We start from the raw sequence: 21,218 nt of genomic DNA on the forward strand, positions 1-21,218 counted from the left end.
GTTATGGCCGTTGGACGATGATAACGGCGTTCGGCTCGACCGAAAGTTTCAGTTCGAGCGCCATTGCAATGCCAGCGAGATAGTAGTATAGGGAATCCCGCACTTGCTCTTCCGCGCTTGAAACATCCGCGGCGATTGATGACCCGAGGCGAAGAGCCCGCGCCATGCTCTCCAGCTGATGATCCCAGGTTGAGACCTCGTAGGTAGTCAGGTGACCGTCGAAGGCGACTGGCGGACGGGCCGGGACATCAGGCCAGCGAACGACGAAGCTGAGTGAATCCGGTGTTACATCGACGGTGGCTCGATGATGGGCGCCAGCGAGCCCATACAAGTAGGACGCGACCCGTGATCGAAGCGATGGGCTGAGGGGGGTTGTATCGGCCCTCACCGACAGCGTTCGCCGCAGACTGGAAAGCAGGAGGTGAAAGTCGTCCTCACTCAGTACGCTGACGTCCGATGGAGAGTCCGGCCCCGGGTCAGTCGACCGCGAAGCAACAGCGGCGCTCGTCGGTCGCAAATTAAATATTGGTTGTTCGGTGCGCCAGGCTCTTGCGGCGAAACGCCCGAAAGCGTGGGCGCGCCAGTCGCTGACAAGACGGCCCGCGGCTAGGTCATACACGTCGGCTTCCTCAGCGCCCTCGACGCGCAACGTGCAGCCGTGAACTCGTTGGTTTGCGAGTTCGACGAACCGTTCCAAGGCCTGTTGCGAACCCGCGCCAAGGGTCCATTCGGGTGAGCCACCTTGCCCTGCATTGGCGTCGCGGCAACCGGATTCGCGCTTCAGCTCCTTGACGATGCTCCCGCCCGGTCCGATGAGCGCGCCGTTCTTCCCCGGCGGCACCGTCATGCGTCCTCGGATCAGGCGCGCCGGACTAATCGCGACGTCGAGGCAAGCCTTGAGTGCTGCATCCGACACGGCCGAAACGATGAGCTGGCCGTCTGCAATGTCACAGCGGAGCACGCCCTGGATCGCCTTCGCGGCGTCGATGTTGGCACCCTGCTTGCCGATGACCGTACCCACCCTGTCGGCTGGAACATCTACGGCCGCGGCCGGGCTGTTCAGGAGCGCAGGTAGAGCACGGACGAGCGCATCGGCCTCCGCCTCCGTGGCAGCATGCGCGGTCAAAGTTGCTCCGGACGACTGGACAGTCGACCCGAGAATCTCGGCAATCTTTCGGCGCCGCTCCCCGCTCCTCATGATGGGCAGCCAGTGTGGCGGTAGTTCGGCATGAACCGCGAAGCCCACATTGAGGTCGAGCGTGAGCCGGCGCTCCCCGGGGCTGACGTGATGGACCCGGCATCTCACGTCGTCGCCAGGGACGAATACGCGTCCGCGCGGCAGATGGTCGGCCGTCGAGAAGCCGGTCGCCCCGGTGGCGAAGCGGACGCGCACCCCTGCATCCGTCGACTCATCGACCACGCCGAGGACGATCGCGTCCTTGGCGAAGGCTTCGTAGGCTTCGACAGGGGCCTCCGGCCGGGGCAGCGGCACTGGAGAACGGGTTGTCGTCTCGTTGGGCTCCAGGCCCTCGACTGTCCTCGTGTGCGAGCTCAGATAGAAGTCCCACACTCTGAGCTGCCAGTTCCGCGACCGATCGGCATTGAGTAGGTCGTCGCGTGCTGCGTCCGTTAGCGGCCTACCGGCGGAGAGGTAAACTCGCCCGCGGTCGTCCCTATTGACGTGAAGAGCACCCCTGTGGCGCTGAGCGATCTCTTCCAGCTTTGCGTCGTCGAGCGTCGGGACCAGTCGCATCCTGAAGTTGCCACGAAGGCTCAGCCTGACCGGCGTCGTCTCGTGCTCGACAAGCTTCGCCAGAGGCGATCCGGGGTCGATGCGCATGCCGAACCGATGCGTTATCCGGAGCACGGGATCGTGGGGGAGAACCTCTAGCGTTGCGTAGTTGCTGCCGTTCGGGGTCGCGTGCACGGTGGCGTCCCAAAAGGGGCGACGCTTCCCCATAGCGTCGGCTGTCGGGGCACCCCATCGCCGCACGCTGTTGTGGTCGAGGTGGCGACTCAATAGCGGAACTAGGGTGGCCGCTGCAGTTCCGTAGCGCGTCGGGACGACCATCACGGGTAGCCGTTCACCGATCTGTAGGTCTTCTACGATGTGCTGGTTGAAGGGATCGAGTGCCACCAGGGGGTTGCCCGTCCCCGGCCGACCCGCGGCGAGCAGGAACCGCCCCTTGCCGTCGGCGCGGTGGAGGACCCGCAGTGCTTGCCCGCGAACCTGAAGCAGTTCTCTGACGATGGTGTCCACATAGCTGCCGTACGTGAGATCGGGGTGCTGCGCCGGATCGGAGACGCCTTCCGCTGCGGCTTTGACGCGATCCAGCAGCACCGCGACTTCCTCGCCCTGCAGTTCGTATCCCGCGCAACGGTAGATGCCGGTCTCGCGCAACGGCTGAGTGCCGGCCATGAGGCGGTACCGGGGGTGCAGGCGCTCGTCATTCTTGTCGTCTTGGAGGATATCGACGACCCGTCCATGGCCGACGGGCTCGTCGTCGTTGAGCTCGATGCCCAGTGAATGGCCCGTGGATGTATCGCGGCTGTCGTCGTCGGGCTCCTCCAACCGGCGGGCCTCGAGGGCATCTTCGTCCTCGTGCGGGGTGCGGTTCCCGCCTGGCCAGGCCGTACTGCCCGTCGCGTCATCGTCGGCGGCCGTCTCCGTCTGAGCGGCCAGGGGCTCCTGGAGAAGTTCCTCGTCAGCCTCGGCGATGGTCTCGCCGGGGAAGGCGAAGGCGTCGTGGCGGTGAACGCTGGAGACGGCGTTGTCGGCGCCGACCTGTACGTCGAGGTGCGCACCAACTGGGAACATCTCGATGGTGCTGAGCGCGTGGTCGATGTCGGTCCGGGCGAGGTCGCGCGCAGCGGCGTGGTCCATGCACTGTAGAAGAAGGTCCAGGGCGCTGAGGGAATCGTTCGCCGCCCACGGAGTCGTGGCCACGACGTTACGAATCTCAGGATTGCCGCTGCGCAGATCTCGGGCGCGTGTCAGCGCAATAATGTCGTCGGGATAGCGGGCCAGCCGTGAGGCTGCGGCAAGTGAGACCGGATCCGCTTCGGGCTGGTTCGCCGCCTGGTAGTACCCGTCGTCGAGCTGGACATAGCGCATGCCGACGTAGGCGCGGCTGATGACGGCGCGTGCCCGCGGAGCCAGCCGAGGGTCGAGCAAGCGCTTGACTTCTTCCTTCATGGCTGTGGACAAGCTCTCGAGCACCGATCGGCGCAGTTCGGCAAACTTCAGGAGGATGTCGTGGTCGAGCCACCAGCGGTGAGCCCACGCTTCCCGCTCGGCCGATGGCTCCCAGGGGCGTCGGCCTCGGTCGGCTCGTTCCCACAGGCCGACGATGCGGAGGACAAGGTCCACGTCATCTCGACAGCCCACCTGGATTTGCTGCCAGGCGCGGTCGGCCATCAACCGCCACTCGCCGGGCCAGTCCCTGTTGAACAGCGCCAGGTTTCGTAGGTCGACCGATTCGTTGCCCTGTGGCTTGGCGTCCTCAAGCAGGCAGAGCGCGGTTACGACCTCTGGAACGCAGGCCAGTTGGTCGGCGATCATGGTGGCCACGGCGAACGCGGTGGAGTGCTTCCCGAACCGCTCTAATTCTTTGCCGAACGGCGTTAGGTGTCCGTCAGCGTCGACGCTTCCATTGGTGACGAGTGCCTTGTCGGCGCGCCGAAGCTCGGCTTCGAAAATGTCGATCGCGTTGAGAGCGCTCTCGTCGAGGTCGCCGAAGCGGTGCGCCGCGGGCCACTTGAAGCTCGTGACGTCGTCTATACCTCCCGCCTTGGCTTTCATGACGAGTTGTTCGAGGTTATCCCGAGTGGAGCCGGGCGGTGTATCACGCGGCAGAAGATCGAACTGCGACCTGGTGTAGAGCGGGAAGACCCAGCCGGGCGCGTCACGTCCGACGCGTCCCCAACGCTGGCGCACGCCCGCTTGGCTGTGCAGCGTGGTAGGAACAGACTTCGACGCAAGTACTGGGTCCCACGCCCCTTGGGTTGTTAACGCGCAGTCCACGACAAAGCGCACGCCGCTCACTGTCAGGGAGGTTTCGGCCAAGTTGGTCGATACGACGATCTTTCGCTTGGAGCCCCGTGGTCGCGATTCGAGGGCGGCTTGCTTCTGTTCGGTGGATGCGGACTGAATCAGCGCGAAGACGTCCGCATTGTCGGGGTCGACGCGCGACTCGATCTGACAGACCGCGTCGTCGATTAGCTTCTGATTGGGGAGGAAGGCAAGGATGTCTCCCCAGATCTGTCGCTCATCGAGCGCATTCGCCAGCGTGACGACGTGTTCGGCGAGATCGCGCCCGAGTCGCGTCTTGGCCTGATTGGAGATGTCGACCTGCCATTCAGGCATCGGCAGCGGCTTGGGGAAGCGGAGATCGTGCAGCTTGGCTGTCGTCTCCCACAGGTCCTCGGCCGGAGAGCCGTCGTCGGGTACCGGCCCGATACGGTTGGCTTCCGGCCAATGCTCCCGTAGCCATTCGTCGAAATCGCTGGTTTCGGGGTGTGGCAGTGCCCCACGCCTGTCCCGCTCGCAGCCGCATTCGAGGACGCCGTTGGTGATGGGGAATAGGGGAGCCCCGAAGCCGAATGTCTTCTCCGCGGGGACATCCATCTTGTGGACGCGTTCGGGGCCGCCGAAGTAGTCTTCGTAGAAGTCGACATCGAAGGTGGCGCTGGTGATGATCACGCGAAGGTGCGGGTAGCGGTCAATCTCGCGCCGCAGGTACCCCATGATGAAGTCGATGTTGGTGCTGCGTTCATGCGCTTCGTCGACGATGACCGTGCCGATATTGGCGAGGCGCCCCTCGCGTAACCAGTTGATCATCGTGCCATCGGTAACGTAGACGAGTTCGCAGGCGTCATCGTGATTCTTGTCGCCCGCTACTTGATAGCCCACCCGGTAACCCGGTCCGATGTGGCGGGCGCAGTCTGACACAGTGCAGCAGGCGCAATCGACCGCGTGGCCTGCCTGGCCGACGCACGCCGGGTCCTCCTGCTTGGGGCCCGGATGGTCACCGACGTGCGGCCGGGTGCACTCCTCATCCGGGCAGGATGGACCGGCCGGCGCATTCGGATCATCAACGTGCGCCCTGGGGTTGAACGAGCCATGCACGCTGCATTCCATCAGCGGGCAGCCCATAACCAGGCGCTCCCCGACGTAGCGCGCCACGCCGATCGTCGCCTGAACGCGCGGCTCAGTCACGACTATCGGGCCGCGGTCTGTGAAGCTGAAATCCACCCCCTCCGGCGGCACGAGAAGCCGAAAGGGCCCAAACGTAGACTTCCCGGTTCCTGTGCCCGCCTTCAAGACGAGCACTCGTTTGTTCGGGTCGGTCATCTTCTGGAAGATCTCGCGGACGTGGTGGTCCTTCATGCCGAACTTCGAGAACGGAATTCTCGGCTCTTTTGGGATCGGCGTGTGCACGTCCGGCAGCGGACCAAGCCCGCCGAGGGCCCCCATGGGGGAGTCGCGGTCGACGACTTCGCCTATGGTCTTCAGGTCGATGTACGCGACCGCCAGCCCCTGGATAGCCTTGTTGTGCAGCCGTCGATGGCGGGTGCAACGGTCCGTGCGGCTGCCACCCCGCTCGAGCAGGCGCTGCGCCCAAGCCTCGTTGTACTCGAAATGCTCATCGGCTTCCGACTTCGGCGCTTCTGGATCCAGCGAAGTGCCGCGGGCACGCTCTTTGAGACAGTCCTTGCAGCGAACTTCGCGCAGCGTAGTGGGAGCCTCGGCGGACTGCGGCGGCGGCGTCAGATTGTCCACGGCGTGCCCTCCACAAAGGTCGACTGCGGTTCGTACCCGCCGACTGACCGATCCACGGCCGCGCCCTCACGCCGGCGGCGGAAGAACATCGGCACAACAGCCAGGCTGTCCGGACGACTCATGAGGTGCTCTGTCACTGCGCGGTAGAACCCGAGGATGGCCGTATCCAGCCCCGTCTGATACAGGTAGATCAGCGCCGGGCCCGACTCGCACACCTTGGTGAGCTGCGTTTGGGACAGCTTGTATGCCAATTCATCGGTCTGTCCAGCAGGCCGCGGACGGGAGATGTCCGTGTTGCGGAACCATGCGCCGTCGACCTCCACATCCATCTCGGTGTGCCGGATCGAGAGCAGGGCGAACCGGTGCGTGCGCCAGCCAACCGGGATCTCGTCCCGGAGCGCCACAGAACGGAGCGGGAAGGCTGGGCCGGCCGAGCCATCCCTGTAGATGACCGGAACCCAGGCAGGCGTACCAGCCTGAGCCACAAACTCGCGAAGGCCTTCGGTCAATACGCGGTTCGAAACACCACTGGGACTGAGCGCCGCCCCGTCCTCGCCGTCGACTGCGGCCTGGGCCTGCTGGCGGAAGCGCGCGGCGATGGCGGCGGTGCCGAAAAGCGGCCGACCGCGGTCGTCGAACGCCTCCCAGGGGTCTTCGGGTTCCGGCGCCGGGGCGGCGAACGCGCTGTGGACGGTTTGACCCGAGGCGAACGGGTCGCGCAACTCGACGGCGACGTCGCCCGCCGTGAGCCAGGCTCTGGCCGCGTCGGCGCCAGCGGGCAGCCGGTCTGCGTCGTCTCGGTCGAACACCGAATCGCCAGGCGCATCGATCATGTCGATCTCGACGTACTGCGCACCGGCACGCGCCAAGTGCCGCCGCGCGGCTTGCTCCAGTCGGCTCGACAGACCCTCGTATCGGATGATGTCGGTGCGCTCGCCCGGTAACGCCTTGCCGACTCGGGCCGCTGCTGAACGGATGTCTCCCACCAACGTCCGGATCCCTAGCTGATCGACTGGCAAACGCACCAGAATGCTGCGCTCGACGCTCATGCCCTGGAGATCCTTGCGCTCAAGAGCTTGCGTTCGATGGCCTGATCGAGTTCGCCGAGACGGTCCGGGCAGCGCAGCAGGAGGACCCCTGCGCGGTTCGCCTCGTCTGGATCACTATCGCTGTCCGACGGGGTAACCACCGCGACGAGGCCCTCGCGCGCCAATTCCGAAGCCATGTGCAACGTCGTCGAGTCCAGAATCGCGCGCGGTAGGACGGTAATGGTAGCTGCTCCTTCGATCGCGGCGCGCCCATTGGACAGAGGCGGCTGCCAAGGCACCGGCCCGGCGCGCACGCCAAAGAAGCGGATTGCGGCGACATCGGGCAAAATCTGCCAGGTGACGCCAACCCGGTTGTCCTCGAGTACGCGCGCCGGACTAGAGGTGTCTCCGGCCCCGTCCTTCGTATCGAGTCGACGGTAGAGCATGCCGATCATTAACGCCGCCCGGGCGATCTCCGACTCGGCTTGTCGTTGACCTCGGCACCGCCAATCCGCGCCTCCACGCAAGATTGAACCAGTGCGGTCCGAGACGGCGAGCATGAAGTCAAGCTCTGGCTCACGCCAGATCTGCGAGAGCAGCACAAAACACAGGCGTTCCGGGCTGGCCACTCCTCGCCGGTAGGCCTCATGGACCCGGGCTCCAAGATCGGCCGGCATCGGCGTGACAGCGAGGAACAGGTCGCGCGCCTCACGCGGTGAGATGGCATGGATGTCATCCATGCCCAGGAAGACACCGACCGACCGACCGTAGCGCCGGAGACCTGCCGGCACTCTGCCGCCCTCGGGATGCCCGCGGTAGGTCACGTCGACGTCGACGCGTTCACCCGATTTCGCAGTGATCCCGTGGGCCGTGAGATTAGCCGGTCGATCGAACCGGATCTCCATCGTGCCACCGCTTGCGAACGCGTCGCACAGCATTAATGCGGCCAGTGCTCGGTTGGCCTCATGCGTGGCAACATGCGGCACTTCGCAGGTCTGCCACGCCAAGACCGACATGCCGTCGATCGAGGGCTCGTGGGCGAAGGCCGCAAGTCCTACGATCACGTTCTGGCAGGCAATGCGCACGGGGCGGATCACGAAATCGCGCGGCCGTTTGTCGGCTTCGAGATACTGCAACTCGTACGCCGGCCCAACCTCGTCGAGCATGCGATAGAGCCCAGCGTCCCGCGCCTCTAACTCCTCGGCTACCGACTCGGCGTACAGCAGTGCATCGAAGTCCAGGACAGCGGCCTGTAGATCATCTCTCTGTGTGTCGAGATGCCAGCGCACCACGGAGCCATGTCCGGGGAGCTTTGGGCCGTCGGCGTCCGACACTACGACGCAGGCAAAGGACTTTTCGTCGACTGCTAGAAATGGGACTAGGTTTCGGTGGGGTGGCCATCTGCTGGTCTCGATTATTGACTCAGCCCACGCGATGGTCATCGGCTGGGAGGCCGGACCGGGGACACACAAGACGCCTTGCAGTCTACTGGGAAGATCTGACTCGTAGATATCCAAGAACCGCGGAGGTGCGCTTAGTCCTCGCGCATGGAAGTGGTCGCGCAGCGCGAGGCTCGCGCCCATCGGATGCGTCACAGTGCCCCCGCGATCCTACGTCTTGCGAACGAATCCGTCAGACGCTGCCTCAACTCGTGCAGCGGAAGCCGAGCCTGCCTGGCGATGGGTGACTACTGCAAGCATCGCGTGCTATGAATCGGGTGTAACGCCCCGTGGCCGGTGACGGTTTGCTGTCGACTGGGCACCGAGGCTGCTTCGCGACGGCGAGGGGACACTTCATGGCCTGCGGCAACCACGACGTGTCTGCCAGGACCGTGCGCCTACTCGGACGGGTTGCTCTAGCCGGCGGAGGGTCGCATCGGGCCGCCTACGCCAATGCTGTCAGCCATGGGCTGCAGGGTATCGCTCGGACCATCGACCAGGCGCAGCGCGTCGCGATTGCCGACCAGCAGCGCGCCCGCAGTCAGGCGAGCGTCGAGGAGGCGGAGCGTGCCATCGCGTCGGCGAGTTCCAAGTCAGAGATCTCCTCAGCGCTGCGCGATGCCCAGCGAGCGCTGCTGGAAGTCCGACGAAGCGGCGGCGACAGGCAGGCACGGGACCGTGCCGTCCGTGCACTGGAGCAGAAGGTCGGCAAGTTGCTCGATACGGCCAAGATCAGGCAGGCCGAGATCGACCAGCAGGGTCAGTACGCGGGACAGCGGTCCTCGATCGAGGAGCGACCGTCGTCTGTGCTCGACCGACTTGCACCCATCAATCTCGGAATGAGGCCCCCCTCGGCTACCACTTCTTCAGGTGAACAGTCCGTATGGCAGGGGGAGGTGAAGGCGCCTAGCCGGAGTGCGATGTCTGCCGTCGATGCAGTACTTGCGTCCCGCGCGGTCCCTCTCGACATCGCCGCGCTCCTGGAGCCTGCGCTCCGAAACGCAGCAATCCCCCAATATTTGAGAGATGAACTGCCTGCTGCGATGGAGAAAATTCAGGCCGTCACCTCACACGCGCCCGGAATTGCAACGGAGCATATCGCTGGCCTCGAACTCGGTCGATCGTCAAGAGGGCACGGAGGAACAGTGTGGGTGTCAACCGTGGCGGGAAGCGGACAAGTTCATGGATACGCATATGAGATCATTGCAGCCTCACGCTTCATCGACGAGGCTAAAACGCCAGGGAACGGCGGCAATCCTGTTCGCATCAATCAGGGATCGGATGAGTTGATCTTTGGCCAGAAACTCCCTTCTGCGCCGGGGCGAAGGACGGTCGAGGCCGACATCCTGGTGGTAAAGGGCGATGGCCACAAAATCGGCATCGATTCGAAGAACTACTCACGCGCCTTCGGACCCTCAGAAGATCTACGGAGCCAATTAGAGGGCGTCAAGGAGGCGATCCGTCAGGGCGAGGTTCATGAGTACCACTTTGCGGTCCGCGGCCGAATAACGCAGACCGCAAAGGACCTGATCCAACAGGCAGACATTCAGGTGCGGGCCGAGCTTCGTGGGGCGCATCCAAGTTCAGACCCGACGATCAGTGAGTTGCAGTCCCGAAGCGTGGACGTCTCCCTACCAGTGATTTGTTGGCACGAGGATCTCGGATAGGCGGCTCGGCCCGCGCCGCTTCAGCCTCCGCCTGTGCGGCCGCAACCCACAGTTGGACGCTCTCCCCATCCTGCAGATCGTCGAGGCGGCATGTAGCGCCGCCAGTACGTCGGTCACCGCGGTGAGCGCCTGGCAAGTGGAGCGGTGAAGGCGGGCAGGAGTTCGAGCGTCTGCTGCAGTCGGTCCTGCGGCTGTGCGACCTCCCGCGCGATCTGCTCCAGGGATCCGCCGATCCGGCCGACGAGCGACCGCGCCTCGCGTACCCGGCCGTCCCTGGCCTTCTGTGGGTTGTGCAACACCTCGCCCACGACTTGATTGCAGTACTGCGGCGTCTGGCCACCGCCCTTGGCGGCCGCGACGGGGTTGGTGCAGGCGCCCCACCTCTCCGGCCAACTGCATGTCACCGGCGCCGCCTCGTGCGGCGATCCAGTCCCGGCACCGCTGAGGGCGCGCATGTCATGCGCCGTAGACGTGTGCCGGCGCCCGGCCCTGCGTGTGCACGCGCAGGCACGCGCAGGCACGCATGCCACGGTCCTCACAGTGCTGCCCAGGAAGTCGGAACCCAGTCGTCCGCTATCAGGAGCGGTGGGTGGGCTCCCTCGTGGCGCAGGGCCTCGACTGCCAAGGCCAGCTCCACCAGCAGGATTCGGGGATGGCCGCCTGCCGTCGCAGCGCTGGCCGCCAGCACGGGCACCCCGTTCGGCACGGCCCACCGCAGGTGATAGGCGCGGTGCTCAGGTAGCGAGCAGCGTCGCCGCTCGCTCACGTGTACCGCGCCGTCCGGCAGGCTGTGCGACTGCTGATCAGTCAACTCGCACCATCCCGGGCCGATTGCCGCCACGTACAGCGGGTGGGACGGTGTCACGGTCTGGGGCAGACGAAAGCGCGGCCCCTTGGTTACTTGCGCGGCCATCGGGGGTCTCGTCGGTGCCGCCACCTAGCACCCGTCCTCTCGGTGCCCCGGCATCGTCGCGGGCCGAGGACGCCGCGAAACCACATCTGTGTCGATGACCTGCATGTCCGCCTCCGGCCGCACAGTAGCAAGCCAGGCGGAAGCCGTCAAACAGGCAAGGATATGCGATTTTTATACGCTGCGTCAAGAGATCGGTGTTGAATTTCGTGGCCATGGGTCCCCGCTCGGGAAAGCCCCGGATCAGACGCCGGAAGCGTGGCTAGGTGCCGCTGCCCCCTCCGCCCACGAGCGACGCCGGTCGGGCTGCCGGTCGGTCCTGCGCGTGGGGCGCATCGCCTCGCCCGCTCCTGCCCCCGCAGGCGAGGTCGCGCGTGCAGGTCCTGCCAAGGATTCAGACCCCCGCGAGAGATTACCGAGGCGGCGCGGGTGCCGGGACCGGCGCGGAGCCGTGCCGATCGCCGCGAGCGCACACTGGGTGAATGGCGGAGAGGAACAGTGAACCCGCTGAGCCGGGTCCGGACGCGGTGTTGGACCGGATAGGCAAGCGCGGCGGAGGGCACGCCCCCCTCGGCGACGTGGTCCGGGCCCTGCGCGAGGACCGCCGGCGCGAGGAGCCTGAGGAGGGCATCGAACCGCCGATCCGTCTGCGCGGCTCTCAACCCGGTCCGCGGGACAACCGCCCGTAGGCCGAGCGCGGGAGTGTCGGTCCGCCCAACCGATCCAGAAGCGGACGGAGTAACCGACCCGAAGGGATCCCGAGTCTCGGCGCAGTGCAAGTCCAGTGTGGGTGGGGAGACCTATCGTTCCTAGGCGCTGGCTCCCAGGGCGAGTGGCCGCGCCCTGGGAGCCAGGGGGCGAGCCGGAAACAAGCCAGTCCCTGAAAGGTCGTCCAAGGTGCCGCGCCGCCGGCCGCCTGGCTCCTACACGGCGGACCCAGGCGGGCAGGTCCCCGCGGTCGGTCCTCTCGCATCGAAAAAGCGCCAGGTCAGCCTCAGGCGGGACGCAATGCGTACTTTGTGATCGAGGTGCGTACTTTTGTTTTTGTCCGCGACGACACCTGGAGGGACTGGCGTGGATCTCAGTCTTCCCTTGCGGGCCGTCGTGCCGACTCTCGACGGGCCGGTCCTGCGTGTCCTGGCGGGTACCACGCGACCACTCACCGGGCGAGAGATCGCGCGGCTGGCCAGCCGCGGCAGTGAACCAGGCGTACGCCGCGTCCTGCATCGGCTCGTCGATCACGGTCTCGTATGCGTGACCACCGCCGGGGCCGCGTGCCTCTACACCGCCAACCGCACCCACCTGGCCTGGCCCGCGGTCGAGACGCTGGTCGGCATGCCTCAGCAGTTGCGCACCCGTCTGAGCGGCCTGCTCGCCGCCTGGTACCCGGCACCGGCCCTGGCCGGGCTGTTCGGATCGGCCGCTCGTGGGGACGGTGCTACCGACAGCGACATCGACCTACTCCTGGTCCGCCCCGACGACGTCCCAAGTCCGCTCGACGGTGCTAGCACGCCGCCAGCCGTCGCCTGGTCGGAACAAGTCGAGAGGCTACGCACCGCCGTGCAGGCGATGACCGGCAACGCCGCCCAGATCTACGAGATCTCCCTCAGTGAGCTCATCGAGAGCGTCCGCGCTGGCGACCACTTGGCCGAGGCGTGGCGCCGCGAACTGGTCGTGCTCGCGGGGCCTGCAGCATGGGAGCAGCTGGCGCTCCGGTGAGGGCCCGCTCACTGGGAGGTCCTAGTAGGCTCGGCCGGGATCTTCAGGGCTGGCGAGACCGCAGCGACCGGCGGTCGGGAACCTGAACCGGTCGCCGCTGGGGGCGTTGGCGGGTGCCGTAGGGATAGACGCCGTCCAGGAGTTCGGTCAGAAGGAGGCCGTATCCGCGCGCAATGGCGTCCAACGTCGACAGCGTCGGTTGCTTCCCGACGCCGCGCTCGAGTTGCGCCAGATAGGGATAGGAAACGCCGCTTCGTTCCGCTGCTACGGCCAGGTCGATCCCCTGGGTGGCGCGGATCGATCGCAGGCGCTGGGCCAGCCACAACAGCCCGTCGTCTCGGGAGTCGGGCTCCTCGTTGGCGGCCACTCGGGCAGCGTAGTGCCGCCAATCAGTGCTCTCGGCCCGGCGGGGCAGCCAGTCGGGCCAAGCGGAAGAGGCCGGAGGCGGCGGGGGCGCCCAGGATGCGTTGACGCTGCTTCGCCGGTAGGTCGTTGAGCAGACCTAGTGCGTCACGGGCAGCGGCGCGGTCACGTCGGCCGGCGGCGACGGCCTCGGCCAGCGTCGCTCGGAAGTCGGCCATCACACCCTCGAGGGAGGCGCTCGCCGCCTCTCGTACCGCCCCACGTGCCGCACTCGTCGAACGCTCCGAGTGGGCCAAGCGCTCGGCGGCCAGATCCGCGATCCGGGTGGCGAGGGCCTCGACGTCGTAGGCGACCGCCGGGTCGGGAACAGTGATCGGCTCCCCGACGCTCTCCACCCAGAGGAGATCGATCTCGGAGTAGTCCCAGTGGACGCGGCCATGCCAGATGGTCTCGCCCCATGCGGCGATCACGATGGTCCCCGGCCGGAACAGCACTCCTGGCAGGATCTCGTCGGCACGCGTCCACACGCCCTCGGCAGCGGTCTGTAGCGGGTCGGCGAGGATTTCCGGCCAGGCGAGCCATTGCCTGAGCGCCTTGGCCACAGGGGTGTCCACAGTGTCGTCCGGCTCAGCCACGGGGGCCGAACACCCTCTCGTAGGCCGCGACGAGGTCCTCGAACGTCACTTGCGTGTAGCGGCCAATCACACCCAGTGATCCAGGAGCGTGGCCGGCGAAGGCGGCCGCGACCCGGATGTCGGAGACGGCTGCGATGTCGGCAAGGGTCGTGTGTCGGATCCAGTGGGTCGCCACGTCGAGAGCTTCCGTCCAGCCCAGGTGCCGGTCGATGCGGTCGAAGAGGGCATTGAAGTGGCGCCGTGTAAGGGGCGCACCGGTCCGGTACCGGAAGACGGAGGAGCCAGGACCCACCGCGCCACGGGCGCGAGCCAGGCTGTCGAGTCGAACCAGGATCCACGCGGCCAGCGGCAGTTCGCGCGCCTCCCCACCCTTCTCAGTCAGCGTGATGCTGCGGCGATCGTGGTGGAGCTGGTCCAGCGAAAGGTTGAGGCATCCCTCTCGTCGAGCGGCGGTGTGGCGAAGGAACGTGAGTAGTAGCTCGTCCAACTGGGGATCCTTGCCCGTGTGGACTGCCACGTCCCAGATCTGGATCAGCTCCGATTCGGTCAAGGGGCGCTCAGGGGCTCGCCGGCGTCGTGGGGGCTTGAGCTCAATGGCCGGGGACTGCGACAAGAGACCGGCCTTGCACGCGTAGCGGAAGAAGAACCTGGCGGCGCGCACGAAGTTCTCGGCAGCGCCCTTGCCGTGGGCATCGGGGTCATACGCGAGCAACCGGCGACCAACAGCGCGGGCGCGTTTCACCGTCGCCACGCCGACCTCCGATTGAAGCCGGTCGCGCAGCCGCTCCAGGTCGGTGAGCCGGACATCTGCTAGCTCGTATCCACCCAGCTCCGCGTCGAGCAGGCGAATGCCGCGCGCATAGGTGGGACGGCTCTTGTCCGACATGGCAGAGAGGACCTCGGGCACCAGCTCGTGGACCCTCATGGCAACCTCCCGTGCATCAGGTATGATGCTGACAGCATAATACACGCAGCGCGGACATCGCCGGCCCCACTGGGGCAGCGGCGTCGCCGCCAAACGGAACCGTCGGGATAGGCACGGCGAGCAGTCCGGCGAGGAGGTAGTGGACCGGTTGGCGGCAGGGGACTGTGCCGAGGCAACTTCGGGCCGTGACACGGCTGGCCACCGTGTGCGCACGAACAAGGATTTCGATGGCTTACGACCCTGACAGCCTCGCTGTCGTCCTCGCCCTCACGGGCGGCAACTTCGTCAGTGACGATGGCGTAGCTGCAACCCGCCGGCTCCCCGCTTGGGCCGCGGAGCTCTTCGGCGGGCACTGGGAGGGGGTCTGTCTGCTGTGTCCGCCACCGCCGACCAATCACGCGTCGCGATCGGTGGCGCCGGCTGCCTCACGGTGGATCCTGCAGAGCCTTCGCGAGGTCCTGCACTTCCTCATCGCCCACGACCACCCATGAACCGAGCGGACTGATTCGCCGGGGGGTCCGCGCCTGACATTTTCATGGCCGATCGCTCGCGGGTGGGGGCACCCGGGCCCTTGAATAGCTGTGGCTCGCACGGCTCCTGCAGTTCCGGATGCCTCGTCCGACGGGCTAGCGGGTCGTGCAAGAAGGTTGCACAGGATCATCGCGGGCGTAGCACTACCCTGGTGTTGATCCTGGGTTCTTTGAGCCCCACCGGCCCGCTAAGGGCTAACCAGTAACGACCTTGTATCCGGTGAGCCGGACGGGACCGCTTGGACGGGCGGAGCAAGGTCGTGGGTGTCGTAGCAACGGCTCCGGCCGAGCTCAGTTCGTGTCAGACAGCACTCCTGAGGGAGCCATCTTCAAGGATCCGCCTTCACGATGCAGCGGTATGGGGAACACGTCCTTGGCCGTGCGATCGAAATGTGGATGCGGCGATTACGGCCGGGCAGGAAGCGCGGCTGGCTTGGTGCTTCCCGTCATGTCCCATCAGGGGTGGGCTGCATCGCCGCTGGCCGCACCGGGGCCGTCCTCACGGCCTCAGCCATCTGTCCGGACGCAAGGTGAACGTCGCCATCGCCGATACGTGCCCTGATGCACGGCATCAGCGGGGCCAACTTCTGGCCTACCTCCAACAAGACCGATGCTCAGACAACGATGAAGACGCCATAGCCACGATCACCTGCAACGACACCCCGTCGATGACTCAACGGTGCTGTCCCGCGGATCGTGTAGACACTCGGTGTGGTGACGCGAACGGACTACCTCTACATCGTCGAGGCGGGTGCCACTCGCTATGCCGGACAGGCTACGACGCCCGCGCGCGCGTTGAATCACTGGTTTGGAACGCACAACGCGACTCTGAACGAGGCGGTGCGGACGACGGTCAACGAAGGACGTTGGCCTCGTCTCCTCATACTCCCGCTTCCCGAGCCGAACCTCGAGGACCTCGCAAATGCCGAGAGGCTGCTCATCGAGGTGCTGCTGTGGGACGAGGGCCTGCGCTCGGCGACCTGCAACAAGAGCACCGGCAATGACCTGTTCGCTCCGGTACAGGTGGACGCTTCACCGGCTTCCGATGGGCCAAACGGACAGGTTCTTCGCCTGGCTTGGGCACATGGGGCCGTCGAGGGTGACCCTGGGTCACGCACGGCCTATCGCCTGCTGTCGGTCGACTACCTGGGCATGGGGCCCGAACGCCAACTTCCCGATGACGCTACTTGGGTAGAGGTGAGCCAACCCTTCATCTCAGCGGCCAACGCGCTCGCCGTTGCGGCGGGGCTGGAGCAGTTGAATTCGGTCGGCGACTCCCTAGCGGCGCCATGGACCAGCTTCTTCAACCACGTTCGTGACTTCCTGCCCGGGGTCACCGAGCTCCCATACCGAGCGAAACAGACCTTCCAACAGCTGGCCGGCACGCTGGGCGCACCCTTCGTCCTGGTGAACCTGACCCGCGATCGCCTCGACGATCGGGGTGCAATCGGAGTAGGGCTGACGGAGCCGGTGATCCGCGCGCGCGCCTCGAGATGGTGGGACAAGGGTTCCCGGTCCTACAGCCGAACGAGCGGTCGGACACTCCAAGGTGCCATGGCGGCTCCAAAATCGATCCGGCCCAAGTTCGTCGTGGCGACGACGTCCGGAGCGAAGGGCAAACGTGTGGTCTTGGCGGCATGGCCGTTGAGGGACCGATCGTTCACCGTCGAGGACGGCAAGCTGGTCTTCGAGCTGGAGCCGCCGAATCTGCAGTCACCTCTCACCCAGCGTGCGGCGCGGATCATCGGCACTCACCTCGTCGACCCCTACGCGGAATTCGGCGGTAGGGGAGCCCTCTGGGTGGACGTCCCCGCACAGGCCTCGACGACGGCTGGATCGGATACCGGCAACGACTGACCGATGGGTTGTGGGCTGATCCAGGGATCTGTGGGAACGGCCCGTCCGGACGAATCACGCGACGGCTCGCGTAAATGAGTCGGCACCGCGCTCCTGCGGTGAGCCGGTCGGGCCTGTGTCGCTAGTTCGACATCTCGGTCAGTGACGGCTGGAACAGGGCCCGGTCGTCCGCGATCGCGTCCCGAACGGTCATCTGGCCGGCGGTGGCCGCGACCAGTTCCGCTTCGACACCCGCGGCGCGCAACGCGGCCGCGACAGCGGCCAGGGTGTTTCCGTACGTGCAGACGTCGTCGACGACGATGATCCGTTCCAGGGCCGCGAGGTCTGGGGAGACCGAGAGCAGCGCCGAGTAGTCCTCGCGGAACTGTTCGAAGCTCTCGCCGGCGTTCTGCGCGGCGCGCTTCCCCTTAGGAGCCGTGAGCGCCAGGCCGTCGATCACGGGGACCTGGATGAGCCGACCGAGGCTCCGAGACAACAGCAGTGTCCGGTGGATCTCCCCCGATGCGATCTTCTCCGGGCTGAGCGGCACGGGCACGATAGCGTCCGCTTCCAGGAGGCGCTGCTTAGCGAGGGCCGCCACGATCCCCTTGGCCAAGGGGTAGGCAAGTGCGGCCTCGCCTGTCTTGAAGCGGTAGAACATCCTGTTGGTGGCGTGAATCCCCGGACGGAGCCTGTAGCTGTTGTTCCAGCCGTACGAGCGGTTGGCGATGACCCAGTACGCCGGGGCGAACGCCGAAAAGTCGTCCTCGATCAGCTCGGGCATGTAGACGTGAGTAGGTTTGATCTGCGGCAGGTCGGCCCAGTGGGTGCAGTGGTCGCAGCGCCGCGCGGCGCAGCTGGGTGCTCCCGTCAGTGCGGCTGTGCAGTGCTCGAAGCGGCGGAAGTCCTCGGGGAGGACGAACACCTGCCGGTTGCGCGGCGCGACCACACCTGCGAGGACGGCATGTTCGTCGGACGTGGTCAGGGGATGGGCGTCGCTCCACTCCTGGGTCTGCAACACGATCTGCTGCGCGACGGGGTCGATCGACTCGACGATGCCCTTGACGTACACCCCAGGCGTGAAGCGGTTGCCCTCGTGGAACCACACCCAGACGTCATCGCCGGGCTCGGCGACGTCGGCGTACCTGGCCCACCCGAGATTCAGTTCGCCGCCGGGCAGCATCCGGGCGGGGATCTGGGACGGCCGGAAACCGTCGTACCCGCCCCAGATCTTGTAGACCCACTTCATGCCAGTTCTCCCACGTCCATCCAGCTGCTGGCCCGGTCCACCGGGGTGAGGATCTCGTCATAGCCCCAAGCGGCCCAGCGAAAGGGAACCGGCGCAGCCATCGCGGCCGCCAGATCAGTCCGGGCGTCGCCGAGGTAGACGACGTCGGCGGGCGGCACTGCCAGCGCCGCGACGGCGTGGCGGATCCCGGCCGGATGCGGTTTGGAGGGCACGCCCCACTTTGCCGTCTGAACGACCGTGAACAGGTCGTCGAGCCCGTGGGCGGCGAGCATGGGATGGGTCATCCAGCCCGGCAGGCTGGTCACCACCCCAAGCGCGATCCGCCGGCGCAGCCGGCGCAAAACCTCTTCTGCACCCGGGTAGAGGCGCAGGCGGGCACCTCTCTGCATGCAGGCCGTCGTGAAGCCGGCCGCGCTGTATCGCTCGCGTAGGAGGGGAGCGGCCCGGAGCCCGGCCGACGAGTCGCGGAGCTGTTCCGCCAGCCGTTGACGCCGTCTCCGGTCATCTGGTTCCAGCAGGGAGGCGTACCAGGGGGCGCTGTCCCAGAGCGTGCCGTCGAGATCGATCAGGAGAGCCGAGACAGCCATGCGTCCCAGGCCTCCGGATTGGTTTCGGTCGGGAAGGCCACCGTCGGCACCTTGGTCTCCGCCTCGATCTGCTGGTTCCCGCTCGTGTCGCCGGTGCCATCCGACAGGAAGGTCGCGACCGGCTTGCGTTGCTCGAGGGCGAAGCGGAAGGCGTTCATGGCGCCGCCGTCGCTGGAGCTCTGCCCGATGAACACCCCAGCTGCGGCGGCGACGATGAGCTTGTTGCGCTTGCGGAGATTCATCCCGGACGCGCCCGTGCCGAACGGGAACTCGCTCAGGAACGCAACCTTCGGCGTCTTCACGAGCTGTTCGAACAGCTCCTTGTTCTCTGGGGGGAAGGGACGGTCGAGCCCGCCCGGCATGACGCAGACCGTGGCGCCGCCGGCTTCCACCGCGGCTCGATGAGCGACCGTGTCGGCGCCCAACGCAAACCCTGAAACGATCACCGCACCGGCGCCCGCTGCGTGGGCGGCGAACCGGCTCTGCAGCCCGGAGTACGGCTCCCTGATGTTCCGCGAGCCGACGCACGCCACGGCCTTGCCCCCGTTCCAGGCCTGGACGTCACCGCGGGCGTACAGCACGGGGACGGGGTTGTTGCTGACGAAGACCTTGCGTGGGTAGGCGGGATGGTCGTAGGTGAGAATCTGCGCCCCGCGGTCGGCCGCGCTGACCAGTTGCCGAGCGGCGCGGTCGTGGGCGAGCACACGCTCGGCATCGGTCAGCCCGGCAAGGGCCTGTCGCAGTTGGTCGCCGGTCTTGCCAGGGAGCGGGAGATGCTCAGGGTTCCGCACCACTGCCTCGACATCCACGGCATGGTCGTGGAGGGCCTTGAACTTCTGAGGGCCGAATCCCTTGAGCCCGTCGAGTATGAACAGCAGCGTCAGTCGATCATGCGTCACCCCGACCTGAGCCTCCAGCTCGGGCGACACACGGGCGAGATCGTCCTCGACTGATCGCCTCTGGCGCCTAGGAGCGTGCTTTGTAGTCGGGGGGGCGTCGGCGCCTGCGATTCGAGCAGACTGAACGAGTCGAACAAGATCGTCCGCGGCGGCACGCACGGCCTTGGTTCTCGCAGGCGACAGATCCTCGAAGCGGACTTCGTCCGTCCAAGGGCTGAGGAACCGCTGCGCAGCCCGGCGGAGCTCCAGCAGAAACTCTGCCGGGAGGGGCTCTGTCGCGGGGGGCTCTGTCGCGGGGGGCTCTGTCGCGGGGGGCTCTGTCGCGGGGGGCTCTGTCGCGGGGGGCTCTGTCGCGGGGGGCTCTGTCGCCCGGGGCTCCGCGGGTGGGGACGCCGTGGGAGGCTCTGCCGAGGGCGACTGCCCCGAGAGGGACTCTGCGGATACGGACTCCGCCTCCATGCCGTCGTCTGCCACACCACGATTTTGCCGTGGGGCTTCCAGCGCTGGACCGATTGACGGCCGGTTCTGACCCAAAAGAATCGCCATGTGCGGCCAGGGCGACAGACCACGACAAGGCATCGTGGGAGCGGACTCTCGTCACGCGGCTGGGCGAGACGCACTGAAGGGGTCGAGACCCGCACGTGCACTGCGGCATAGGTTCGCCAACATGACCGCGTCATTGGTGGCCCTGTCGGTGGCTCAAGCGGCGACCGCGTTGGCCGGTGGCGACGCCGCCGCGGCATGGCAGTGGCTAGAGGCGCTTGCTCCCGCCGATCGACCAGCGGCGCTGGCGGCGGCCTGTCAGGACGCGCTCTCGCGGGAGCACGTGAACGCCCGGCGGTGGGGAGCGGCGGAGGACGCTGCCGCCGAGGCCGCGCGGTACGAGCCCACCCCGGCGCGTCAGGAGCGGCTCGGGCTGCTGCGGAGACGGGAACCGCTCCTGCCCGAGGCGCGCTTCAGCGTCATCGCGGCGAAGGTGCCGCCTCCGTCCTGGCTGCGCCCGAACCGACTGCGCCCGGACGTGCACGCGGTCTACGCCTGCGGTGCGTACTACGCCTGGGGGAACCGCGCCGAGGCGCCGTGGTCGCAGTACCTGAGGATGAGCAAGGCCCCGCCGGAGGAGGAGGCCGAACGCGAGGCGATCTACCGGCTGGCCGTGGGGTACTTCTGCCGGTATCTCATCGAGATCACCGATCTGCCGAAGGCGGCCGAGATGGTCGTGCCCGTGCCGCCGAACCCGACGCGTTACGCCAACCGGATGGCCAGCCTCCCCGATGAGCTCGCCAGCGGCGTTCAGTGCATGCTCGCCATGCCACAGGCACCGGAGGCGCTGATGTGGCGGCCCGACAAGGCGCACATCGAAATGAAGAAGCTGCACCGCGAGGAGCGCCGGCAGGCGGCCCAGGAGGCATTCACGTTAGGGCGCCAGGCGGACCGGGTCCGCGGCCGGGTTGTGCTGTTGGTCGACGACATCACCACCACGGGCGGCACCCTGGTCGCCTGTGCCAAGGCACTCCGCGACGCGGGCGCAGCACGGGTCCTGGCCTGCTGCCTCGCCCAAACCGAGGGCTGAATGCGCCTACGCGGTGGAGGCGTGCATGCCTCGCTGCTCGACCTCGGCCAACAAGAGGCAGCGATTGGCCGCCGAT

15 protein-coding genes are annotated in these 21,218 nt (G+C 66.6%); 4 read left to right on the forward strand and 11 right to left on the reverse strand.

What is annotated here, in order from left to right:
• Position 1 precedes the first annotated feature (1 nt).
• From JOD57_RS00125 to JOD57_RS00135, 3 genes are read right to left on the reverse strand one after another with little or no spacing between them, the layout of a single operon-like run.
• On the reverse strand, positions 2 to 5,782 hold the full coding sequence (locus tag JOD57_RS00125; protein ID WP_204690029.1) for a KH domain-containing protein: 5,781 nt from the start codon (positions 5,780 to 5,782) through the stop codon (positions 2 to 4).
• Entirely contained in the window at positions 5,770 to 6,831 is a 1,062-nt protein-coding gene (locus JOD57_RS00130; protein WP_204690030.1) for a hypothetical protein, read from the reverse strand. The genes JOD57_RS00125 and JOD57_RS00130 overlap by 13 nt, the downstream gene beginning before the upstream one ends.
• Positions 6,828 to 8,102: a hypothetical protein gene (locus JOD57_RS00135; RefSeq protein ID WP_204690031.1), complete on the reverse strand. Its 1,275-nt coding sequence runs from the start codon at positions 8,100 to 8,102 to the stop codon at positions 6,828 to 6,830. The genes JOD57_RS00130 and JOD57_RS00135 overlap by 4 nt, the downstream gene beginning before the upstream one ends.
• 503 nt (positions 8,103 to 8,605) lie before the next feature.
• On the opposite strand from JOD57_RS00135, the gene JOD57_RS00140 reads away from it, so the two are divergent.
• Positions 8,606 to 9,916: a hypothetical protein gene (locus JOD57_RS00140; RefSeq protein WP_204690032.1), complete on the forward strand. Its 1,311-nt coding sequence runs from the start codon at positions 8,606 to 8,608 to the stop codon at positions 9,914 to 9,916.
• Positions 9,917 to 10,029: 113 nt separating this feature from the next.
• On the opposite strand, the gene JOD57_RS00145 is transcribed toward JOD57_RS00140, so the two are convergent.
• Positions 10,030 to 10,224, reverse strand: coding sequence for a hypothetical protein (locus JOD57_RS00145; protein ID WP_204690033.1), 195 nt, complete (start codon positions 10,222 to 10,224; stop codon positions 10,030 to 10,032).
• Between the two features lie 227 nt (positions 10,225 to 10,451).
• The gene (locus JOD57_RS00150; protein WP_204690034.1) at positions 10,452 to 10,829 is read right to left on the reverse strand and encodes a hypothetical protein; all 378 of its coding nucleotides are present in this window, start codon (positions 10,827 to 10,829) and stop codon (positions 10,452 to 10,454) included.
• Between the two features lie 1,251 nt (positions 10,830 to 12,080).
• On the opposite strand from JOD57_RS00150, the gene JOD57_RS00155 reads away from it, so the two are divergent.
• Positions 12,081 to 12,545: a nucleotidyltransferase domain-containing protein gene (locus JOD57_RS00155; protein ID WP_204690035.1), complete on the forward strand. Its 465-nt coding sequence runs from the start codon at positions 12,081 to 12,083 to the stop codon at positions 12,543 to 12,545.
• Positions 12,546 to 12,588: 43 nt separating this feature from the next.
• Here the strand turns inward: JOD57_RS00155 and JOD57_RS00160 are convergent, their stop codons facing one another.
• From JOD57_RS00160 to JOD57_RS00170, 3 genes are read right to left on the reverse strand one after another with little or no spacing between them, the layout of a single operon-like run.
• The gene (locus JOD57_RS00160; protein WP_204690036.1) at positions 12,589 to 12,912 is read right to left on the reverse strand and encodes a helix-turn-helix domain-containing protein; all 324 of its coding nucleotides are present in this window, start codon (positions 12,910 to 12,912) and stop codon (positions 12,589 to 12,591) included.
• A 22-nt stretch (positions 12,913 to 12,934) separates the two neighbouring features.
• Entirely contained in the window at positions 12,935 to 13,510 is a 576-nt protein-coding gene (locus JOD57_RS00165) for a hypothetical protein (protein WP_204690037.1), read from the reverse strand.
• 25 nt (positions 13,511 to 13,535) lie between these two features.
• Positions 13,536 to 14,468: a tyrosine-type recombinase/integrase gene (locus JOD57_RS00170; RefSeq protein WP_204690038.1), complete on the reverse strand. Its 933-nt coding sequence runs from the start codon at positions 14,466 to 14,468 to the stop codon at positions 13,536 to 13,538.
• 1,244 nt (positions 14,469 to 15,712) lie between these two features.
• On the opposite strand from JOD57_RS00170, the gene JOD57_RS00175 reads away from it, so the two are divergent.
• A complete protein-coding gene (locus tag JOD57_RS00175) occupies positions 15,713 to 16,855 on the forward strand; it encodes a hypothetical protein (protein WP_204690039.1) in 1,143 nt (380 codons plus the stop codon).
• Positions 16,856 to 16,976: 121 nt separating this feature from the next.
• Here JOD57_RS00175 and JOD57_RS00180 read toward each other — a convergent pair whose 3' ends face one another.
• From JOD57_RS00180 to JOD57_RS00190, 3 genes are read right to left on the reverse strand one after another with little or no spacing between them, the layout of a single operon-like run.
• Positions 16,977 to 18,083 (reverse strand): hypothetical protein, encoded by a 1,107-nt coding sequence (locus JOD57_RS00180; RefSeq protein WP_204690040.1) that lies wholly within the window; start codon positions 18,081 to 18,083, stop codon positions 16,977 to 16,979.
• Positions 18,080 to 18,670 carry an HAD family hydrolase gene (locus JOD57_RS00185; RefSeq protein ID WP_204690041.1) on the reverse strand — a complete coding sequence of 197 codons (591 nt, stop codon included), beginning with the start codon at positions 18,668 to 18,670 and terminating at the stop codon, positions 18,080 to 18,082. The genes JOD57_RS00180 and JOD57_RS00185 overlap by 4 nt, the downstream gene beginning before the upstream one ends.
• Positions 18,649 to 19,599, reverse strand: a complete 951-nt coding sequence (locus JOD57_RS00190; protein ID WP_204690042.1) for a DNA-processing protein DprA — start codon at positions 19,597 to 19,599, stop codon at positions 18,649 to 18,651. The genes JOD57_RS00185 and JOD57_RS00190 overlap by 22 nt, the downstream gene beginning before the upstream one ends.
• A gap of 637 nt (positions 19,600 to 20,236) precedes the next feature.
• Here JOD57_RS00190 and JOD57_RS00195 point away from each other — a divergent pair.
• Entirely contained in the window at positions 20,237 to 21,142 is a 906-nt protein-coding gene (locus JOD57_RS00195) for a ComF family protein (RefSeq protein ID WP_204690043.1), read from the forward strand.
• Positions 21,143 to 21,218: the final 76 nt, after the last annotated feature.

It is taken from the genome of Geodermatophilus bullaregiensis, assembly GCF_016907675.1.
Taxonomy (GTDB): domain Bacteria; phylum Actinomycetota; class Actinomycetes; order Mycobacteriales; family Geodermatophilaceae; genus Geodermatophilus; species Geodermatophilus bullaregiensis.

Bases quoted from the DNA above. Each gene is read 5' to 3' on its own strand.
- JOD57_RS00185 (WP_204690041.1), bottom strand. From the start codon at position 18,670: ATGGCTGTCTCGGCTCTCCTGATCGATCTCGACGGCACGCTCTGGGAC.
- JOD57_RS00130 (WP_204690030.1), bottom strand. From the start codon at position 6,831: ATGAGCGTCGAGCGCAGCATTCTGGTGCGTTTGCCAGTCGATCAGCTA.
- JOD57_RS00140 (WP_204690032.1), top strand. From the start codon at position 8,606: ATGGCCTGCGGCAACCACGACGTGTCTGCCAGGACCGTGCGCCTACTC.
- JOD57_RS00170 (WP_204690038.1), bottom strand. From the start codon at position 14,468: ATGAGGGTCCACGAGCTGGTGCCCGAGGTCCTCTCTGCCATGTCGGAC.
- JOD57_RS00180 (WP_204690040.1), bottom strand. From the start codon at position 18,083: ATGAAGTGGGTCTACAAGATCTGGGGCGGGTACGACGGTTTCCGGCCG.
- JOD57_RS00195 (WP_204690043.1), top strand. From the start codon at position 20,237: ATGACCGCGTCATTGGTGGCCCTGTCGGTGGCTCAAGCGGCGACCGCG.
- JOD57_RS00150 (WP_204690034.1), bottom strand. From the start codon at position 10,829: ATGGCCGCGCAAGTAACCAAGGGGCCGCGCTTTCGTCTGCCCCAGACC.